Source organism: Kitasatospora sp. NPDC057595, assembly GCF_042800875.1.
GTDB lineage: Bacteria > Actinomycetota > Actinomycetes > Streptomycetales > Streptomycetaceae > Kitasatospora.
The window spans coordinates 560635-580052 of sequence record NZ_JBHVGL010000002.1 but is presented as its reverse complement, the minus strand read 5'-3'; the positions used below and the strand labels follow the sequence as shown (position 1 = coordinate 580052).

Genomic DNA, 19418 nt, shown 5'->3' with positions numbered 1-19418 from the left:
CCGCGGGCCGGTCAGGGCCGGTTGCGGCGGCGCAGCACCAGCACCACGGCGATGATCACGACGATCACCACCAGCACCACGACGGCGCCGATGATCAGGCCGATGAACCTGCCGAGGCCCTTCTTCTTCTTTTTCTTGGACTTGTCCTTGTCCTTGGCCAGCTGGGTGGTGGTGCCGTGCCGGTCCGCCGTCACGCCGCTCTGGACCTCCTGGACGGCCCCGCCGCCCGCCACCGTGCTCGTCGTGCCTGCCGTACTCGCCGTTCTCGCCGTACTCGCGGTGCTCACCACCGGCGCCGCCGAGGCCGCCGGAGCGGCGGCCAATCCGGCGCCGCCGAAGGCGAGCACCGCAGAGAGAACCAGACCCGTCAACCGAGCGCGCACAGGAACCAACCCCCGACATCCGACCCGGCGGCGCCCCGACGGCCCGCCGACCGCGGAAACCCTCCCACGCACGCCCCGCCGCGCCCACCCCCGCGACCGGACCGCGACCGGCTCGGGACACACCGGTCACCGAAGCGCCACACTCCCCCGCCGCGCGGCTACCCGGCGGGGGCGGGACCGGCCGGGGCAACGCCGGCACGAGGGAGCGGGATGCGGATGCGGATGCGCGGCGACGGCGCCGGGGGCGGGCCCCTGCCTCAGGCCTCCGGCGGGGAGGCGGGGCCGGCCAGGGCGACGGCGGCCAGGGTGCGCAGGGCGGCGGCGACCTGGCCGAGCGGGAGGGTGGCGTCGTCGGCGAAGAGTTCCAGGAGCCAGCCGCCCGCCGCGTTCTGGCCGCCGGCGGCGACCATGCCGCGGTAGCCGGAGACCACCAGCATCGCCTCCTCGGCCGGATCGTTGCCCGCCGCGCCCGCCCGCAGGGCGAAGGCGCCGCCGCGCACGGCCCGGCGGGTCATCGGGTAGTGGCGGAGGTCGAAGACCGCGTCCGGGGCCTCGATCTGGGCCCGCTGGGTCTCCGCCCGGCTGCTGCTCGGCCCGCTGGTCATCCGGTAGACGGCGTGCCGGGCGGTGCGCATCAGCTGCGAGCCGGGCGGCACGTAGGAGATCCACCAGCCGACCGCGTCCAGCAGCCGGGCCGAGGTCTCGGCCACGATGGCGAGCTTGCCGATGGTGTCGGCCGGGTGCACGGCCCGCACCGCGCCCTGCTGGTCGAGCGCGGCGAGCACCGCCGTGAGCAGCTGCCCCGGGTCGGCGCTGTGCGCGGCGCCGCGGAACCGCCGCCGGTCCCCGGCCCCGGCCCGGCCGCCGGGGCGGAACCGGCCGTCGCCGCGGTGCTGCGGCTCGGCGGCGTCGGCGAGCAGCACCGTCGGGTCGGGGGCGAAGCCGGGGCCGTGGCTGCGCCCGGCCACCACCGGGTGGGCGGCCCGGGCGGCCTTGGCCCGGTACTGGGCGGCGTCGGCGAGCCGGAACAGCCGGTCGGGGGTGGTGACGGGGCCGATCGAGTCACCGGTGGAGGCCACCCCGCAGGCCACCCCCTCGCCCTCGGACAGGGCCAGCGCCCGCGCGCACAGCTCCTCGGCGACGGCCACCACCTCGTCCGCCTTCTGCCCCTCGACGAGCAGGCAGAACTCGTCGCCGCCGAGCCGGGCGGCGAGGCTGCCGGGGAGCTTGGCGGCGGCCAGCGACAGCTGGTGGGCGAACCGTTCGAGCAGCCGGTCGCCGACCTCGTGGCCGAGCTGGTCGTTGACCCGCTTCAGGCCGTTGACGTCGCAGACCACCAACGAGACCACGGTGTTGTCCCGGTTGTGCGCGGCCAGCGCGCTCTCCAGCCGGGCGTCCACCGCACGCCGGTTGGCGAGGCCGGTGAGCGGGTCGGAGAAGGCGAGCCGGCGCAGGTCGGCGAGGCGTTCGGTCTGGGCCAGGCCGGCCGAGATCTGGGCGGCCAGCAGGGTCGCGTAGTCGGCGTCGGCGTCGGTGAAGGCGGGCATCCCCGCGGTGCGGGCGAGGTAGAGCTCGCCCCAGGCCTGCCCGTGCAGCACGATCGGCGCGACCACGCAGCAGGCCCGGCCGCGCCGGCGCAGCGCGGCGGCGCGCTCCTGGCAGTACGCGCCGGCGGTCGGGTGCGCGTGCCCGGCGTGCGGCCGGCTGTTGTCGGCGGTCTGCACCCAGGCGCGCGGCAGCCGGCCGGTGGTCCAGCGCTCCTCCAGGTACGTGACGATCTCGGGGAAGTCGGCCACCGGGTAGGACTCGTCCTCCGGCAGCTCCTGCTCCCCCGGGGCGAGTTCGCCGTGGTTGACCAGGACCCGCAGCCGGCCGGACTCGCGGTCCCAGACCGAGACGGCGGCCATCGTCGCGCCGAGCGCCCCGGTGGCCCGGGCGGCGGCGGCCCGGACGGCCTCCAGCGGGGTGAGCGCTCCGGCCATGTCCTGGGCGAGTTCGACCACGGCCTTCAGCCGCGCGTCGGTGGCCGGACCGTCCCCCGGGGCCTGCCCCGCCCCGGGCTCGGGGACGACGGGCGGCTGCTGGGCCCGGTCGCGGTCCGTCATGATCGCCTCACTGCTCACCGGCTCGCCTCGCTCCCTGTGCTCGGTCCTGCTGGTGGTCCGTCCGGACGCCGCCCGTCCCGCGTGCGACGCGCGTGCCCGCGCCCCGACCCGCTCCTACCCGTCCGACGGCACCGCCACCGCGGCCGGTCGCACCGGGGCGCCTGCACCAAGACTATGGCGGATTCGTTCGGTTATGCCCCGTTTTCGACTTCGCACCCGCACGACCGCACGGCAGTCCGCCCCTGGGCGTGTCGTGGTGTGCCGCCGCGCAGTCGTGGTCCGCCGCGGTCCGCCGCGGTGCTGTCGCAGGGTTGCCGCGGTGCTGTCGCCGCGCGTCCGGGCGGCGCGCGTCCGGGCGGCGCGCGTCCGGGCGGCGCGCATCCGGGCGGCGCGCGGCTACTCGGGGCGCACCCGCCGGGAGAGCAGCCACGGCTCGACCAGCCCGAGCCCGCGCACCGGCCGGCGCCACATCGGCTGCAGGTTGAACCGGTGGGCGGCCTCCGGCCCCGGGGCCGACGGTCCCGCCGGCGGCAGCCCGGCCGCCGCCGACAGCGCCTCGGCCAGCCCCGGCCCGTCCGCGTCGGGCGGTGCGACGCTGCCGTTCTGCTCCAGCGCGGCCGCGAACTCGCCGTCGATCAGCACCGCGTCCTTGGGCGCGATCGAGGTGAGCCGGCTGGCCAGGTTGACCGTCGTGCCGAACACGTCGCCCATCCGCGAGGTGACCGTGCCGAAGGCCATGCCGACCCGCAGCGCCGGGATGGTGTCGTCCTCGGCCAGCGCCTCGATGAGGCCCAGCGCGATCCCGGCGGCGGTCACCGGGTCCTCGGAGACGAAGAGGATCTCGTCGCCGAGCGTCTTGATCACCCGACCGCCCTGGCCGGCGATGAGGTCGGAGCAGGTGTTCTCGAAGGTCTCGACCAGCTCGCCGAGCTCCTCCTCCTCCAGCCGCCGCGACAGCCGGGTGAAGCCGACCAGGTCGGCGAAGCAGACGGCGAGCCTGCCGCTGGTGATCTCGTTGTCCTCGGCGGCCTGCACCACCCGGCCGGTGACGGCGGCCAGCTGCCGCCGCCAGACGTACACCAGGAACTGCTCCAGCTCCGGCAGCAGCAGCTCGACCAGCGGGTACGCGACGTCGGCACGGGTCAGGCCGGGTTCGACGGACTGGGTGAGGTTCTCCAGAAAGGTGTCCATCTGCCAGCCGGCCAACCGGGCGGTGGTCTGGCCGGTGGAACGGGCCACCTGGATCGCCATCGACTCGCTCAGCAGGCCCGACTCGACCAGGCCGGCCAGCCGGCGCAGCGCGATCACGTCACCGTCGGTCAGCGCCCTGGACTGCCCGATGTCCGGGAAGCCCATCGCCCGCCAGAAGCGGGTGGCCAGCTCCATCGGGACGTCGGCGGCGCGAGCGGCCTGGTACGGGGTGTAGCGGCGCGGCGCGTCCAGGATCAGGCGTTCGAGGTCGAGGGCGACGGTCTGGTCGTCGGAGCCCGCCGGGCCGCCGTTGCCGCCGCCGTTGCTGCCGTCCTCTGCCACCGGTCCGTCCCCGTGCGGTCGCCGCACTCGCCTCGTGTCCTGCGTGTCCGGCGCGCCCGCCACCCGGCGGGCAGTGGCGCGCCTCACACTGCTGCCAGGTGGAATGTTCGCACGGAATCGCGCGATCCGGGGCATCCGCCCGGGTCAAGGGGAGGTAAGGGGACGCACGGGGCGCCCACCCGGCGCACGGCACCGGCCCCGCGCGGCGCGGGCCCCCGCCCGGCGCCGACCCGCTGCCCGGCACGCCCGGCGCGCGGCTACTCGGCGGCGCGCGGCTCCGGGCGCACGTGGACGACGTCCCCCGCGCCGACCGCCTGCCGGCCGCCGTCCGGGGTACGGATCACCAGCCGGCCGTCCCCGTCCACCGCGACCGCCTCGCCGCGCAGTTCGCGGTCACCGGGCAGCAGCACCTTCACCGGCCGCCCCAGCGTGGTGCACCGGGCCGCGTAGGCGCGCAGCAGGCCGCTGCTGTGCGGGTCGCCGGCGGCGGCCGTCCACTCGCCGTACAGCTCGGCGAACTCGCGCAGCAGGGCGCGCAGCAGGGTGGACCGGTCGGTGACGGCGGCGCCGGCCAGGGCGAGCGAGGCGGCGGTGGGGACGGGCAGTTCGGCGGCGCGCAGCGAGACGTTGAGGCCGAGGCCGGCGACCACCGCGCCGCCGCCCAGCTCGGTGAGGATGCCGCCGAGCTTGCGCTCCGCGCCGTCGATCTCCACCTGCAGGTCGTTGGGCCACTTCAGGCCGACCTCGACCTCGGCGACCCGGCTCAGGGTGCTCGCGGCCGCGACGCCGACCAGGATCGGCAGCCAGCCGTACCGTTCGACGGGTACTCCGTCCGGGCGAAGCAGGACGGAGAGGAAGAGACCGGAGCGGGCGGGGGCGCTCCACTGCCGTTCGAGCCGGCCGCGGCCGGAGTTCTGGGCCTCGGCGACCAGCACCGCGCCCTGCGGGGCGCCCTCGCGGGCGCGGGCGGCGAGGTCGGTGTTGGTGGAGCCGGTCTCCTCGACGACGTCGATCGAGGTCCAGAGGCCGCCGGGGCGCAGCAGGTCCCGGCGCAGCGCGGCGGCGTCCAGCGGCGGGCGGTCCAGATCGGTCCACGGCGACGGCCCGGCGTGGCCGAGACCGCGCAGTCCACTGCGGCGGGGCGTGTCGGAGGTCATGCGGTTCACCCTAGGACGTGTCGCGGATCGCGGCCCCCCGGCCGTAGACCGCCCCATCGTCCCCCAGAACCGGCGTCAACCACAGTGTGTCGCTGGCCATAACGGCCGGACGTTACGCCGGCCCTCCGCGCTGGCTACGCTACCCAACGGTAGTTCGTTGTGCCGCCCTGCACCCCTCGTCCGCGCCGGCCCCCACCCGGCCCGCGCGCCCCCGAAAGCAGGTCGCGGCCCAGGATCAGGGAGAGCCACCGGAATGACCGAGGCGCCGTACGACCCGCACACCACCGCCGGCAAGCTCGCCGACCTCCGGCACAGGATCGACGAGGCGGTGCACTCCGGCTCCGCCAAGGCGGTGGAGAAGCAGCACGCCAAGGGCAAGCTGACGGCCCGCGAGCGGGTCGCGGAGCTGCTGGACGAGGACTCCTTCGTCGAGTTCGACGAGTTCGCCCGGCACCGCTCGACCAACTTCGGCCAGGAGAAGAACCGGCCCTACGGCGACGGCGTGGTCACCGGCTACGGGACCGTCGACGGCCGTCAGGTCGCCGTGTTCGCCCAGGACTTCACCGTCTTCGGCGGCTCGCTGGGCGAGGTGTTCGGCGAGAAGATCGTCAAGGTCATGGACTTCGCGCTGAAGACCGGCTGCCCGGTCATCGGCATCAACGACTCCGGCGGCGCCCGGATCCAGGAGGGCGTGGTCTCGCTCGGCCTGTACGGCGAGATCTTCCGCCGCAATGTGCACGCCTCCGGGGTGATCCCGCAGATCTCGCTGATCATGGGCCCCTGCGCGGGCGGCGCGGTCTACTCCCCCGCGATCACCGACTTCGTGGTGATGGCCGACCGGACCTCGCACATGTTCATCACCGGGCCCGACGTGATCAAGACCGTCACCGGCGAGGACGTCGGCATGGAGGAGCTGGGCGGCGCGCGCACCCACAACACCAAGTCCGGCAACGCGCACTACCTGGCCGCGGACGAGAAGGAGGCCGTCGAGTACGTCAAGAGCCTGCTCTCGTACCTGCCCTCCAACAACCTCTCCGACCCGCCGTCCTTCCCGGAGGAGGCGGACCTGTCGGTCACCGACGAGGACCTCGAACTCGACACCCTGGTGCCGGACTCGGCGAACCAGCCGTACGACATCCACCAGGTGATCGAGCACGTGCTCGACGACGGCGAGTTCCTGGAGACCCAGCCGCTGTACGCGGGCAACATCGTCACCGGCTTCGGCCGGGTCGAGGGCCACCCGGTCGGCGTCGTCGGCAACCAGCCGATGAACCTGGCGGGCTGCCTGGACATCGCCGCCAGCGAGAAGGCCGCGCGGTTCATCCGCACCTGCGACTCGTTCAACATCCCGGTGATCACCTTCGTCGACGTGCCCGGCTTCCTGCCCGGCACCGAGCAGGAGTGGGACGGCATCATCCGGCGCGGCGCCAAGCTGATCTACGCCTACGCCGAGGCGACCGTGCCGCTGATCACCGTGATCACCCGCAAGGCCTTCGGCGGCGCGTACGACGTCATGGGCTCCAAGCACCTGGGCGCCGACCTCAACCTGGCCTGGCCGACCGCGCAGATCGCCGTGATGGGCGCGCAGGGCGCGGTCAACATCCTGCACCGGCGGGAGATCGCCGAGGCCGAGGCGGCCGGGACCGCCGAGGAGAAGCGGGCCGAGCTGATCACCTCCTACGAGGACACCCTGCTCAACCCGTACCTGGCCGCCGAGCGCGGCTACGTGGACGCGGTCATCGCGCCGAGCGAGACCCGCCGGCACATCGTGCGCGGGCTGCGGGCGCTGCGCGGCAAGCGCGAGGTGCTGCCGCCGAAGAAGCACGGCAACATCCCTCTGTAGTCGCCGGGAGCACGCCGGGAGCACGCCGGAAGCAGGAGCACCGCGAGAGGATTGACCATGGCCCCGATCCATGTGCTGCACGGGCAGCCGACCCCCGAGGAGCTGGCCACCGTCCTGGCGGTGGTCCAGGCCCGGGCCGCCGCCGCGCAGGCCGCCGCCGAGGCCGCCCGCCGCGCGGGCGCCGGCCCGGACTCCGCCTGGAACGACCGCGCGCGCCGGATGCGCGCCACCCCGCGACCGGGCGTCAACGCCTGGCGCACCTCCGGCTGGGCCGGCTGATCCGGCCGGGCGCGGACGGCACGTACGGCGTGTACGACGTGTACGGCGGGGTGTGCGTGCACTTTGCAAAGTGGTGACTTTGCAAAGTGCACGTCCCCCGGAGCCAGCCGCTCCGCACAAGGGCGGAGCGGCGCCCTGCCGCATCCCCGCCGACTTTGCAAAGTCACCACTTTGCAAAGTCCGGCACGCCGGCGGCACCGGCCCGGCAAAGCCCGGATTGCCCCGAAACCCCCGAAAGCTGAGTACGGATACTCAGGCGCCCCGCCCGCCCGCCGGAGCACCCTGGAACGATGCTCTGGTCAGACCCCCGCGACGAGCCCTCCCCGGAAGCCCGCCGGATGCAGAAGAGGCTGCACCGGGCCGGCCATGTGCTCGCCGTCCTCGCCCTGCTGATCGTCGTTCTCCTGATGATCTGACGATCGCGGGACGGCCGCTCCGGGCCTCCCTCTACCCTGGTGGGCATGACCGACCGCCGCACCCTCGTCCTCGCCTCCGCCTCCCCCGCCCGCCTCGGGCTGCTGCGCCAGGCGGGCCTCGACCCGCGGGTGGTGGTCAGCGGCGTCGACGAGGACGCGCTCACCGCCCCCACCCCCGCCGAACTCGCGCTGGTGCTCGCCGAGGCCAAGGCCGCGGCCGTCGCCACCGGCCTCACCGACGGCGAGCTGGTCGTCGGCTGCGACTCGGTGCTGGAACTGGACGGCCTGGCCCTCGGCAAGCCCGCCGACGAGGCCGAGGCACTGGCCCGCTGGCAGTCGATGCGCGGCCGGGCCGGCGTGCTGCGCACCGGCCACTGCGTGATCGACACCGCGACCGGCCGGACCTCCTCCGCCACCGCCTCCACCACCGTGCGCTTCGGCACCCCGGACGACGCCGAGGTCGCCGCCTACATCGCCACCGGCGAACCGCTGCACGTGGCGGGAGCGTTCACCCTGGACGGCCGCTCGGCGCCGTTCATCGAGGGCGTCGACGGCGACCCGGGCAACGTCATCGGACTCTCGCTGCCGCTGCTGCGCACCCTGCTCGCCGAGCTGGACGTCCGGATCACCGACCTCTGGAGCTGACCGGCCGACCGACGCCGGTGCGCCAAACACCGGCGCAATTGTCGCCAACCACACCTCCGACGAGCCCGTTTGATGCAGGCTAGGAGGGCCACCGGTGCGGCATCGGCCGCACCGGAGCAACGGGGGAGGTAACGAGCCGGATGACCGACGGTCTGCTCAACGTGCTGCTGGGCCTGGTGGCCAGCGCGATCAGTGCCGCACTCGGCTGGCTCGGCCAGAGCCTGCGCCGAAGACGCAGGCTGGAACGGGCCAGGGCCTTCCTCGGCCTGCCCGCCGGCAGCGAGTGCCTGATCGTGGTCAACCGCAGCATCGGCACCGGCGCACACCCCCGGACGGTCACCCGGCGCGACGCCTACGCGCTGATGGAGCTGGCAGCCCTGGTGAAGGAGTGCGGCGCGCACGCCGACCTGGTCGCGCACGACGCCGCACCGCGCGGCCTGGGCGCCAGGACCGAGCTCTGCTTCGGCGGCCCGGTCTCCAACGACCGGATGGCCGCCCACCTGGCCTGGGGCCTGCCCGGAGTGGCGATCTCCAGCAGCCACGCCGTCCTGGACAACACCATCACCGTCGGCGGCCGCTCCTACGCCGCCGACCCGCAGGCCGGCGAGTACGTCCTGCTGGCCCGGCTGGCCACCCCCGGGGGCGGCCGCCCGATCTTCCTGGTCTCCGGACAGACCGGCATCGCCAACCACGCCGGGGTCCGCCACCTGGTGACCCACCACCGCCGGCTGGCCCGCCGGTACGGCACCGACGGCACCTTCGCGCTGCTGCTCAAGGTGGTCAACCCGGCCGCCTACGGCCCCGACGTCGTCGAGCAGGTCGCCGACGTCACCGCCCGGGCCCTGGAGCGCGCGCCGACCCCGCCGGGCGCGCCCGCACCGGCCGCGCCCGCCGAAGCGGCCCCAGCGCCCGCCGCGCGTGCTTGAGCCCGGCTCGCGCCGCGCCCGGGTGTGGCCAAGCCCACCACCGCGCCACGCCGCCCCCGTCACCGAGCGCGAGCGCCGGGCCGCCACCACCGCACCCGCGACCACCTGCGAGGACTCCCGTCGGGCCGCCCACCGCCCGCCCGGGCGCATCACCCTCCGTGTGGGATAGTTCACAACCTGGGGCTACTCGCCGGTACTGCCCAGGAATCCATAAACTCAACGAGGTTCAAGAAGGGAGCCACAGTGCGCAAGGTGCTCATCGCCAACCGCGGGGAAATCGCCGTCCGCGTCGCCCGTGCCTGCTCGGACGCCGGTATCGCCAGCGTCGCCGTCTACGCCGAGCCGGACCGGGATGCGCTGCACGTCCGCGCGGCCGACGAGGCTTACGCGCTGGGCGGCGACACCCCCGGCACCAGCTACCTGGACATCGCCAAGGTCCTCCAGGCCGCCGCCGACTCGGGCGCGGACGCCGTCCACCCCGGTTACGGCTTCCTGTCGGAGAACGCCGACTTCGCCCAGGCCGTGATCGACGCGGGCCTCACCTGGATCGGCCCGCCGCCGCAGGCCATCCGCGACCTCGGCGACAAGGTGACCGCCCGGCACGTGGCGCAGCGCGCCGGTGCCCCGCTGGTCGCCGGCACGCCGGACCCGGTCTCGGGTGCCGACGAGGTCGTCACGTTCGCCCGGGAGCACGGCCTGCCGGTCGCCATCAAGGCGGCGTTCGGCGGCGGCGGCCGCGGCCTGAAGGTCGCCCGCACGCTGGAGGAGATCCCGGAGCTGTACGAGTCCGCGGTGCGCGAGGCGGTCGCCGCCTTCGGGCGCGGCGAGTGCTTCGTCGAGCGCTACCTGGACAACCCGCGGCACGTCGAGACCCAGTGCCTGGCCGACAAGCACGGCAACGTGGTGGTCGTCTCGACCCGTGACTGCTCGCTGCAGCGCCGGCACCAGAAGCTGGTCGAGGAGGCGCCCGCGCCGTTCCTGACCCCGGAGCAGAACGCCGAGCTGTACCGCGCGTCGAAGGCCATCCTCAAGGAGGCCGGCTACGAGGGCGCCGGGACCTGCGAGTTCCTGGTGGCGCTGGACGGCACGATCTCCTTCCTGGAGGTCAACACCCGTCTGCAGGTGGAGCACCCGGTCACCGAGGAGGTCACCGGGATCGACCTGGTCCGCGAGATGTTCCGGATCGCGGACGGCGAGGAGCTCGGCTACGACGACCCGGAGGTGCGCGGCCACTCGTTCGAGTTCCGCATCAACGGCGAGGACCCGGGGCGCAACTTCCTGCCCGCGCCGGGCACGGTGACGCTGTTCGCGCCGCCGTCCGGTCCGGGTGTCCGGCTGGACTCGGGCGTGGAGACCGGTTCGGTGATCGGCCCGGCCTGGGACTCGCTGCTGGCCAAGCTGATCGTCTCCGGCCGCGACCGCAAGCAGGCGCTGGAGCGGGCGAAGCGCGCGCTGGCGGAGTTCAAGGTCGAGGGCATGGCGACGGCCATCCCGTTCCACCAGGCGGTCGTCACCGACCCGGCGTTCGCGCCGGAGGTGCACGGCGGTGACGGGCCGTTCAAGGTCTTCACCCGGTGGATCGAGACCGAGTTCAACAACACCATCCCCGCGTTCGCCGGTGCGGCCGGCGACGGCGAGGAGGCCGAGGGCCGGGAGACCGTGGTCGTCGAGGTCGGCGGCAAGCGGATCGAGGTCTCGCTGCCGTCCTCGCTGGGCGTCTCGACCGCTCCGGCGGCCGGTGCGGGGGCCGCGAAGGCCAAGCGCCGGGTGGGTGCGAAGAAGGCCGGTTCGGCGGTCAGCGGTGACACGCTGGCGTCGCCGATGCAGGGCACCATCGTCAAGGTCGCCGTCGAGGAGGGCCAGGTCGTCGCGGAGGGCGAGCTGATCGTCGTCCTGGAGGCGATGAAGATGGAGCAGCCGCTGAACGCCCACAAGGCGGGCACGATCGTCGGCCTCAAGGCCGAGGTGGGGGCGAGCGTCTCCAGCGGCGCGGCGCTCTGCGAGATCAAGGACTGACGCTTTCCGCGTGTTCCGCCGCCGGTCCGTACACCTTCGGGTGTGCGGACCGGTCGTGTTTCCGGCGGTGGTGCGGGTACTGAGGTCGGTTCGGGTACTGAGGTACTGAGGTACTGAGGTACCGGCGTCGGTGCGGCGGGAGTGGCGGGAGTGGCGGGGTCAGCGTCCGCGCTGGAGGCCGAGTTCGGCGAGTCTGGCCGGGAGCGGCCCGCCCGGGCCCGCCGGTCCGCCGGGGCCGTGCACGCCGGGGCGGCGCTGGCCCGGCAGCGGGGCGCCGCCGCCGGGGGGCGGCGGGACGGCGCGGCGGGCCATCGGGCCCGGCTGGGTCTGGTGGACGGGGCCGCTGCCGGTCCCGTGCACCGGGGCGTCGCCGGACGGCGGGGCGCCGAGCGGGGCGAGGTCGATCTGCACGCCGCAGTCGGCGAGCGCGTCGAGCTCGCGGGCGGTGGTGTCGTCGGCGGTGGCGTGCTCGTCGGTGACCAGGCGGGTGATGGTCTCGGTGGCGACGGTCTGGAACATGCCGGCCGCGCCGAGCTTGGTGTGGTCGGCGAGGACGATCACCTCGGCGGCCGCCAGCACCATGGCCCGGTCCACGCTCGCGGACAGCATGTTCGCGGTGGACAGCCCGCGTTCGGCCGTCAGCCCGCTGCCGGAGATGAAGGCCTTGCCGACCCTCAGCCCCTGCAGCGACTGTTCGGCGCCGCTGCCCACCAGCGCGTAGTTGGAGCCGCGCAGGGTGCCGCCGGTCATCACCACCTCGACCCGGTTGGCGTGCGCGAGCGCCTGGGCGACCAGCAGCGAGTTGGTCACCACGGTCAGCCCGGGCACCCGGGCGAGGCGGCGGGCGAGTTCCTGGGTGGTGGTGCCCGCACCGACCACCACCGCGTCTCCCTCCTCCACCAGACCGGCGGCGAGATCGGCGATGGCGCTCTTCTCGGCGGCGGACAGGTGGGTCTTCTGCGGGTAGCCGGGTTCGCGGCTGAAGCCGCCGGGGAGCACCGCGCCGCCGTGCCGGCGGTCGAGGAGCCCTTCTGCCTCCAGGGCCCGTACGTCGCGGCGCACGGTGACTTCGGAGGTCTGGACGACGCGGGCCAACTCCCGGAGCGAGACCGCTCCGTTGGCGCGCACCATTTCGAGGATCAACTGGCGACGTTCTGCTGCAAACACAGAACCGACGGTAACCTGCGTGACCGTCTGCTTTCAGGCGTTTGCTGCTAGTAGCGGGAATTGCTCACGGCCGAGCGGCGCGTGACCGTACAATGCGCGCCGTCGGTGATCCGGGACTGCGCCCGCCGTCCGAGTGACGTCCGGGGACGCGCGAAGGGCGGCCGCCGAACGGCGACCGCCCTCAACTGAGCGCCCTGGGCTCAGGATTCGCCCGATTCGCGCTTGCGGATGTGGAGCTGGCGGGCGGCCTCGGCGGTGGAGCCGGAGACCGACGGGTAGACGGTGAACGCGCTGGCCACCTGTTCGACCGTCAGATTGGCGTCCACCGCCAGCGAGATCGAGTGGATGAGCTCGCTGGCGCGCGGGGCGACCACCACGCCGCCGACCACGATGCCGGTGCCGGGGCGGCAGAACAGCTTCACGAAGCCGTCGCGGATGCCCTGCATCTTGGCCCGCGGGTTGCCGCGCAGCGGCAGCTTGACCTCGACCGCGTCCATCTTGCCGCACTCCACGTCGGCGGCGGTGTAGCCGACGGTGGCGATCTCGGGGTCGGTGAAGACGTTGGAGGCCACGGTCTTGAGGTTCAGCGGCTGCACCGCGTCGCCGAGCGCGTGGTACATGGCGATCCGGCCCTGCATGGCCGCCACCGAGGCGAGCATGAAGACGCCGGTGCAGTCGCCGGCCGCGTACACGCCGGGGGCGCTGGTGCGGGAGACCCGGTCGACCTGGATCTGGCCCCAGTCGTTGAGCTTGACCCCGGCCTCCTCCAGGCCCATGTCGGCGGTGTTCGGGATGGAGCCGACCGCCATCAGGCAGTGGGTGCCCTCGATCACCGTGCCGTCGGAGAGGGTGACCTCGACGGTGTCGCCGATCCGCTTGGCGCTCTCGGCGCGCGAGCGGCCCATCACGTTCATGCCGCGGCGGCGGAAGACCTCCTCCAGCACCTCGGCGGCGTCCGGGTCCTCGCCCGGCAGCACCCGGTCGCGCGAGGAGACCAGGGTCACCTTGGAGCCCAGCGCCTGGTAGGCGCCGGCGAACTCGGCGCCGGTGACGCCGGAGCCGACCACGATCAGCTCGCGGGGCAGCTCCTCCAGGTCGTAGACCTGGGTCCAGGTGAGGATCCGCTCGCCGTCGGGCTGGGCGTCGGGCAGTTCGCGCGGGTGGGCGCCGGTGGCGATCAGCACGGCGTCGGCGCGCAGCGACTGGACGCTGCCGTCGGGCGCGTCCACCAGCACCTCGCGGGAGCCATCCACGGCCTGCCCGCCCGGGCCCAGCCGGCCGCGGCCGCGCAGCACGGTGACGCCGGCCCGGGTGACGGACTGGGTGATGTCGTGGGACTGGGCGATGGCCAGGCGCTTCACACGCCGGTTCACCTTGCCCAGGTCGACGCCGACCACGCGGGCCGGGCTGTCGATGTGGGGGGTGTCGTCGGCGACGATGATGCCGAGTTCCTCGTACGAGCTGTCGAAGGTCGTCATCACCTCCGCCGTCGCGATCAGCGTCTTCGACGGCACGCAGTCCGTCAGCACCGCCGATCCGCCCAGGCCGTCGCGGTCGACGACGGTCACCTCCGCGCCGAGCTGGGAGGCGACGAGCGCCGCCTCGTAGCCGCCGGGTCCGCCACCGATGATCACGATCCGAGTCACGTCAACCATTGTCCCGCACGCCGGGAGCACTGCCACGCCGGGGTCGGGGCTTCTGTCGGATCGGTCGGTGAACGTAGGCTTCCCCCCATGCCCCTTTACGCCGCGTATGCCACGAACCTCGATGCCCGGCAGATGACCCGCCGCGCCCCGCACTCGCCGCTGCGCGGCACCGGGTGGCTGTCCGGCTGGCGGCTGACCTTCGGCGGCGAACACCTCGGCTGGGAGGGATCGCTGGCCACGGTGGTGGAGGACGAGAAGGACCAGGTCTTCGTCTCGCTGTACGACGTGGCGCCGATGGACGAGGAGGGGCTGGACCGCTGGGAGGGCGTCCAGCTCGGCATCTACCGCAAGATCAAGCTGCGGGCGCAGACCCTGGACGGCGATGTGCCGGTCTGGACGTACGTGCTGAACGACTACGAGGGCGGCCTGCCCGCGGCCCGCTACCTGGGCCTGATCGCGGACGCGGCGGAGAGCGCCGGCGCCCCCGACGACTACGTGCTCGACCTGCGCCGCCGCCCCTGCTGAGCAGAGCGGTCTACCAGGCCCCGGCCGTGGCGGCCAGGGCCGCGACGACCTCCGCACGGCGGGCCGGATCGGTGCGCAGCGCGTTGGCGAGTTCGACGTGGAGCCAGGTGACGCCGAGGCCGGCGGCGAAGCGGCCCTCGACGTTGGTGGTGCCCGCGAGCTGTCCGCACTTCTGCCGCCAGGGCCGGCAGACCACCAGGCCGGCGGCCTCCAGGGCCGCCGCGGTGCGTTCGGCGGCCTCGCCGGCCGTCCCGGCGCCGCTGGAGACCACGGCGTCCGTGCCGGGCAGGCTGCCCTCGTCGAAGCCGTGCAGCTGGAGGCCGGGCAGGCCGCGGGCGGTGAGCGCCTCGACGACCGCGGCGAAGACGGTGTCGCCGCGGTGGGCGACGTCCGCCGATCCGTCGACGCCGGCCCGCCGGTGGGCGCCGGCGAGGACGAGCACGCCGCCGGGTGCCTGCCGGAAGAGTTCGGCGCCGAGGATCTCGGTGCGGCTGTCGGAGACCGGGTGCGGCACCTGGGCGGACCAGCCGGCCGGGGTGGAGAGGTCCAGGTAGATCCGGCCCCAGCCGCGCGGGTCGGTGCCGGAGGCGTCGGCGATCTCGGCGGTGCGGCGGCCGCTGACCGCCTCGGTGAACTCGGTGAGCCGGTAGCCGACGCCGGCCAGCAGCCGGCCGGCCTCGTCGGGCCTGCCGTCGAGGGTCCGGACGACCCCGTCGGCGACCGCCCGGCGCTGGTCGGCGTCCGGGGCGGTGTAGGCGCCGACGGCGAAGGCGCCGGTGTAGGCGTCGATCCGCTCGACGAGGTCCACCGGACGCGGTCCGGCCGCGGGGGTGGGGCCGGGGGCCGCCGGGTCCCGTGCCCAGCCCCGGGCGGCGAGGGTCAGCCCGCCGGCGAGGGCCGCCAGGACGACCAGCACCGTGACCGGCCATCGCACCGCACGTCGCGCATCCCGTCTTTCCACGTTCTCCACGGAGGAGAAAATACCCCGCAGAACAGGCGCTCCATGATCAAAAAGATCGTGATCGAAGCGTCTTTCATCCGACATCATTACGAGACACGATCAACGGAACCGCTTCGTACGCTTTTGAGGTTTCGGCCGGGCGAGCCCGGTTCACGGTGGGGCTCCAGGGGTGGGTGGCGCACTGCCGCCCGACGCACCGGACCCGACCGCACTCCCCCGACGAGGCCCCACCCGTGAGCACGGCCCCCACCCCGCCGCGACAGCACCGCTACCGCCGCCGGGCCGACATGCCGCTGCTCGGGGGCGTCCGCCCGCCGATCGCCCTGCTGCTCGTCCTGCTCCTCGCCGTCGCCGCGATCACCGCGCTGGCCGTCGGCGGCCTGCGGGTGGACGACACCCCGCGGGCGATCCGCGAGTCCCACCAGTACGCCGCCGAGGACACCGCCCTGGCGCTGCGGGCGGGCCTGCGGGAGAACACCACCGACCTGCTGCGCTCCGCCGCCCGCTACGACCGGGCGCCCGCCGAGCCCGCCGAGGTGCTCACCGCGCTCGGCCGGGCGTACCGCAAGTGGCGCGGCACCGTGATCGTCCGCCCCGACACCGGCCGGCTGCTCGCCGCCCACGGCGAGACCGTGCCGCTGGCCGGCCTCGACCTCGGCCTGGTCACCGACACCGCGCCCGCGCCGCTGCTCGTCCCCTCCGCCGCCGGCACCCGGTTGCTGACCTTCGCGCTGGTCAGCACCGCGCACGACGGCCGGGCGCTGCTGGTCGCCTCCGACAACCTGCGGCTGCCGAACCTCGCCACCCGCGACGGCCAGACCATCCAGGTCCTCGACACCGCCGGCACCGTGCTCGACACCACCGGCGCCGGCCTCCCCGACGAGACCGCCCGGCAGCTGGTCGCCACCGCCCGGGGCCGCGCCACCGAACGCGTCGCCGAGCGCTCCCCCGCCCCGGGCGAAACCGTCTCCGGCAGCCTGGCCGGGGCCGCCGACCCCCGGGGCGCGCGCCGGGTGGCCGGCTACGCCGCCGTCGCCGGCGCCGACCCGCAGGACCCGGCCACCGCGCTCGGGCTCACCGTCGTCTCCACCGGTGGCGTCGACGGCAAGGCCGCCGGTCTGCGCCACCCGGCCCTCGGCCTGGCCGCCGCCGGCGCCCTGCTGGCGCTCGCCCTGCTCCTGGCCCTGTTCCTGCACCGCACCCTGCAGCGCCCGGTGCTGCGGCTCTTCCTGGACGCCCGCCGGCTCACCCGCGGCGAGCTGGACCGCCCGGTCCGCGGCCCGCGGCGCGGCGAGGCCGGGCGGATCGGCCGCGCCCTGGAGGAGCTGCGGCTTCAGCTCCGCGACCCCGCCCGCCCGCCGGCCGCCCCCGCGCCCCGGCGGCGCCGGCCGGGGGTCGCGCTGCCGCTCGGCCTGGCCGCGGCCGTCGTGCTCGGCTGGTCCGGCCCGCTGCTGCTGCTCGGCGGCGACGGCGGCGAGGTCCGGGTGCCCACCCAGGTGGTGGCCGGCCAGCGGGACCGCACCGACAACGCCGCCGACCGACTGCGCCAGGCCCTCAACGAGGGCTACGCCGATCTGCGCGCGCTCGCCCCCGAACTCGCCACCGCCTCGGTCGGCACCGCCCAGGCGCTGCTGCGCACCGCCCTCGCCCAGCACGAGCGCTACCGCGCGTTGTACGTGCTCGGCTCCGGCGGCGAGGTGCTCGCCCGGGCCGGCGAGGAGCCGCACCGCACCGGTCCCGGGGCGCTCGGCCCGGGCGGGGTGCTGCTGCTCAACAGCTCCGGGAAGGAGCCCCGGATCGCGGCCCGGACGCCGCTCGACACCCCCGCCACGCCCGTCGACGCCGTCGACGCCGCCGAGGCCGCCGTGGACGGGGCGGCGCCCGCCGGTCCGGTCCTGGTGGGCGAGTTCCGCACCGACTTCCTCGGCGGCCTGCTCGACCGGCCCGGCCTCGGCCGGGTCTGGCTGCTCGACGACCGCCACCGGGTGCTCGCCGCCAACGAGGCCTACGCCTCCTTCGGCGAACTCCCCGAGGGCCGCGCCCGGGCCGTCCTGGACACCGTCACCGGCCCGGGCGGCACGGCAGGCCTGGGCGGCCCGGGCGGCACGGGCGGCACGGCGACCAAGCACGCCGCCGCCGACGTGCTGCGTACCGGCGGCGACCCGGTGCTGCTCGCCGCCGCCCCGCTCGGCGGCCGCGGCGCCGTCGCCCGGCTCGGCTGGTCCGTCGTCACCGCCCACCCGGTGTCCTGGCTGCACCTCGACCAGAACCGGGCCGACCGGCGCGCCGTGCTGGCCGGCATGCTCGGCCTGACCGCCGCCGCGCTCTGCCTCGGCTGGCTGTTCGTCGCCGTCGGCCTGCCGCTGCGCCGGCTCGCCGCGAGCGCCGAGGCACTGGCCGCCGGGGACCGCCGCACCGTGCTCCACCCCGTCCACCACGACGAGGTCGGCGCCGTCGCCCGCGGCCTGGAGCTGATCCGCCAGGACCTGGAGCGCGCCGACCGCGAACGAGCCGTCCGCGAACGGGCCGACCGCGACCGCGCCGGGCACCCCGCCACCGCCGCCACCGCCTTCTGAGAGGGACCCGTGCTCTTCCTCTACCTCGTGCTGCTGGTGTGCTGCGCCGTCCTGCTGGTGGCCGGCATCGTCGAACAGCGCCGGCACTTCGCCGCCCTGGACCAGATCCCCACCCGGGTGCTGGTCAACGGCATCCGCGGCAAGAGCTCGATCACCCGGCTGTGCGCGGGCGCGCTGCGCGGCGGCGGCCTGGTCACCGTCGCCAAGACCACCGGCACCGCGGCCCGGTTCATCCACCCGGACGCCACCGAGGAGCCGGTCCACCGCAAGTTCGGCATCGCCAACGTGGTCGAGCAGATCGGCATCGTCCGCCGCGCCGCGACCTACCGGCCGCACGCGCTGGTGATCGAGTGCATGGCCGTCATGCCGGCGCTCCAGGAGGTCAACCAGACCAAGCTGATCCGCTCCACCATCGGCGTGCTGTGCAACGTCCGTGAGGACCACCTCGCCGAGATGGGCCCCACCCTGGACGACGTCGCCCGCTCGCTGTCGCGCTCGATGCCGGTCGGGGGCGTCTGCGTCACCGCCGAGCGGGAGCGCGCGCACATCCTGCGCGAGGAGGCCGCCAAGCGGGACTGCGAGCTGATCGTGGTCGACCCGGAGTCGGTCAGCGACGAGGAACTGCGCGGCTTCAGCTGGTTCACCTTCAAGGAGAACGTGGCCATCGCGCTGGCCGTCGCCGAACTCCTCGGCGTGGACCGGCGGACGGCGCTGCGCGGCATGTGGGCGGCGCCGCCGGACCCGGGCGTGCTCTCCGTCGAGCGGTACCGGACGGCGGACGGCAGGCGACTGCGCTTCGCCAACGTCTTCGCCGCCAACGACCCCGAGTCCACGCTGATGAACGTCCGCCAGCTGGAGAGCCTGGGCGCGATCCACCGCCCACTGCACGTGGTGGTCAACTGCCGCCCCGACCGGGTCGAACGCAACGGCCAGATGGGTCAGATCGTGCCGGACCTCGATCCGGACACGGTCTTCCTGATCGGCCACCCCACCAGGAGCGCCCGGGACGCGATCCCGGCCGACTGGTCCGGGCGGGTGGTCGACCTCGGCGGCGACCGGCGCGACCCGGCGCGGCTGACCGCCGAGCTGCTGGACGCGCTCGGCCCCGACTCCTCGCTGGTGGCGATCGGCAACATCCACGGTCAGGGCGAGCTGCTCCTGGAGGAGCTGGCCCGGCTCGCCCCGGACGACGAACCGGAGGCCGGGGGCCGGGAAGCCGCCCACCAGCCCGCGTACGAAC

The 19418-nt window shown here is 74.8% G+C and carries 15 protein-coding genes and 1 pseudogene; 9 read left to right on the top strand and 7 right to left on the bottom strand.

What is annotated here, in order from left to right; genetic code table 11:
* Positions 1–11: 11 nt before the first annotated feature.
* The 4 genes and pseudogenes from ACFU9E_RS06105 to ACFU9E_RS06090 form a co-directional block, all read right to left on the bottom strand.
* On the bottom strand, positions 12–371 hold the full coding sequence (locus ACFU9E_RS06105) for a hypothetical protein (RefSeq protein ID WP_380681900.1): 360 nt from the start codon (positions 369–371) through the stop codon (positions 12–14).
* A gap of 857 nt (positions 372–1228) precedes the next feature.
* Positions 1229–2365, bottom strand: a pseudogene (locus ACFU9E_RS06100) (diguanylate cyclase domain-containing protein); the annotation flags it as partial.
* A 519-nt stretch (positions 2366–2884) separates the two neighbouring features.
* Positions 2885–4021 (bottom strand): adenylate/guanylate cyclase domain-containing protein, encoded by a 1137-nt coding sequence (locus tag ACFU9E_RS06095; RefSeq protein ID WP_380681899.1) that lies wholly within the window; start codon positions 4019–4021, stop codon positions 2885–2887.
* 257 nt (positions 4022–4278) lie between these two features.
* Positions 4279–5178, bottom strand: a complete 900-nt coding sequence (locus ACFU9E_RS06090; protein WP_380681898.1) for a biotin--[acetyl-CoA-carboxylase] ligase — start codon at positions 5176–5178, stop codon at positions 4279–4281.
* A gap of 253 nt (positions 5179–5431) precedes the next feature.
* Here ACFU9E_RS06090 and ACFU9E_RS06085 point away from each other — a divergent pair, with 253 nt between their 5' ends.
* From ACFU9E_RS06085 to ACFU9E_RS06060, 6 genes are all read left to right on the top strand, one after another.
* Entirely contained in the window at positions 5432–7021 is a 1590-nt protein-coding gene (locus ACFU9E_RS06085; RefSeq protein WP_380681897.1) for an acyl-CoA carboxylase subunit beta, read from the top strand.
* Positions 7022–7078: 57 nt separating this feature from the next.
* Positions 7079–7300 (top strand): acyl-CoA carboxylase subunit epsilon, encoded by a 222-nt coding sequence (locus tag ACFU9E_RS06080; RefSeq protein ID WP_355358772.1) that lies wholly within the window; start codon positions 7079–7081, stop codon positions 7298–7300.
* Positions 7301–7590: 290 nt separating this feature from the next.
* Positions 7591–7716, top strand: coding sequence for a morphogenic membrane protein MmpB (gene mmpB / locus ACFU9E_RS06075; RefSeq protein WP_355358769.1), 126 nt, complete (start codon positions 7591–7593; stop codon positions 7714–7716).
* 45 nt (positions 7717–7761) lie between these two features.
* A complete protein-coding gene (locus ACFU9E_RS06070) occupies positions 7762–8361 on the top strand; it encodes a nucleoside triphosphate pyrophosphatase (RefSeq protein WP_380681896.1) in 600 nt (199 codons plus the stop codon).
* Between the two features lie 140 nt (positions 8362–8501).
* Entirely contained in the window at positions 8502–9287 is a 786-nt protein-coding gene (locus ACFU9E_RS06065; RefSeq protein ID WP_380681895.1) for a hypothetical protein, read from the top strand.
* Positions 9288–9530: 243 nt separating this feature from the next.
* On the top strand, positions 9531–11303 hold the full coding sequence (locus ACFU9E_RS06060; RefSeq protein ID WP_380681894.1) for an acetyl/propionyl/methylcrotonyl-CoA carboxylase subunit alpha: 1773 nt from the start codon (positions 9531–9533) through the stop codon (positions 11301–11303).
* Positions 11304–11462: 159 nt separating this feature from the next.
* On the opposite strand, the gene ACFU9E_RS06055 is transcribed toward ACFU9E_RS06060, so the two are convergent.
* Positions 11463–12434: a DeoR/GlpR family DNA-binding transcription regulator gene (locus ACFU9E_RS06055; RefSeq protein ID WP_380681907.1), complete on the bottom strand. Its 972-nt coding sequence runs from the start codon at positions 12432–12434 to the stop codon at positions 11463–11465.
* 236 nt (positions 12435–12670) lie between these two features.
* The gene (locus ACFU9E_RS06050) at positions 12671–14125 is read right to left on the bottom strand and encodes an NAD(P)H-quinone dehydrogenase (RefSeq protein ID WP_380681893.1); all 1455 of its coding nucleotides are present in this window, start codon (positions 14123–14125) and stop codon (positions 12671–12673) included.
* 78 nt (positions 14126–14203) lie between these two features.
* Between ACFU9E_RS06050 and ACFU9E_RS06045 the strand changes: the two genes are divergently transcribed.
* Positions 14204–14641: a gamma-glutamylcyclotransferase gene (locus tag ACFU9E_RS06045; protein WP_344331090.1), complete on the top strand. Its 438-nt coding sequence runs from the start codon at positions 14204–14206 to the stop codon at positions 14639–14641.
* Positions 14642–14651: 10 nt separating this feature from the next.
* On the opposite strand, the gene ACFU9E_RS06040 is transcribed toward ACFU9E_RS06045, so the two are convergent.
* Complete coding sequence (locus ACFU9E_RS06040; RefSeq protein ID WP_380681892.1) at positions 14652–15575, bottom strand: hypothetical protein; 924 nt, start codon at positions 15573–15575, stop codon at positions 14652–14654.
* 260 nt (positions 15576–15835) lie between these two features.
* On the opposite strand from ACFU9E_RS06040, the gene ACFU9E_RS06035 reads away from it, so the two are divergent.
* Entirely contained in the window at positions 15836–18178 is a 2343-nt protein-coding gene (locus ACFU9E_RS06035; RefSeq protein ID WP_380681891.1) for a HAMP domain-containing protein, read from the top strand.
* A gap of 9 nt (positions 18179–18187) precedes the next feature.
* Positions 18188–19418: poly-gamma-glutamate synthase PgsB (gene pgsB, locus ACFU9E_RS06030; RefSeq protein WP_380714790.1), on the top strand; the 1231-nt coding region annotated here is incomplete at its 3' end.

Bases quoted from the DNA above. Each gene is read 5' to 3' on its own strand.
- ACFU9E_RS06090 (WP_380681898.1), bottom strand. From the start codon at position 5,178: ATGACCTCCGACACGCCCCGCCGCAGTGGACTGCGCGGTCTCGGCCAC.
- ACFU9E_RS06085 (WP_380681897.1), top strand. From the start codon at position 5,432: ATGACCGAGGCGCCGTACGACCCGCACACCACCGCCGGCAAGCTCGCC.
- ACFU9E_RS06080 (WP_355358772.1), top strand. From the start codon at position 7,079: ATGGCCCCGATCCATGTGCTGCACGGGCAGCCGACCCCCGAGGAGCTG.
- mmpB (WP_355358769.1), top strand. From the start codon at position 7,591: ATGCTCTGGTCAGACCCCCGCGACGAGCCCTCCCCGGAAGCCCGCCGG.
- ACFU9E_RS06070 (WP_380681896.1), top strand. From the start codon at position 7,762: ATGACCGACCGCCGCACCCTCGTCCTCGCCTCCGCCTCCCCCGCCCGC.
- ACFU9E_RS06065 (WP_380681895.1), top strand. From the start codon at position 8,502: ATGACCGACGGTCTGCTCAACGTGCTGCTGGGCCTGGTGGCCAGCGCG.
- ACFU9E_RS06055 (WP_380681907.1), bottom strand. From the start codon at position 12,434: ATGGTGCGCGCCAACGGAGCGGTCTCGCTCCGGGAGTTGGCCCGCGTC.
- ACFU9E_RS06050 (WP_380681893.1), bottom strand. From the start codon at position 14,125: ATGGTTGACGTGACTCGGATCGTGATCATCGGTGGCGGACCCGGCGGC.
- ACFU9E_RS06045 (WP_344331090.1), top strand. From the start codon at position 14,204: ATGCCCCTTTACGCCGCGTATGCCACGAACCTCGATGCCCGGCAGATG.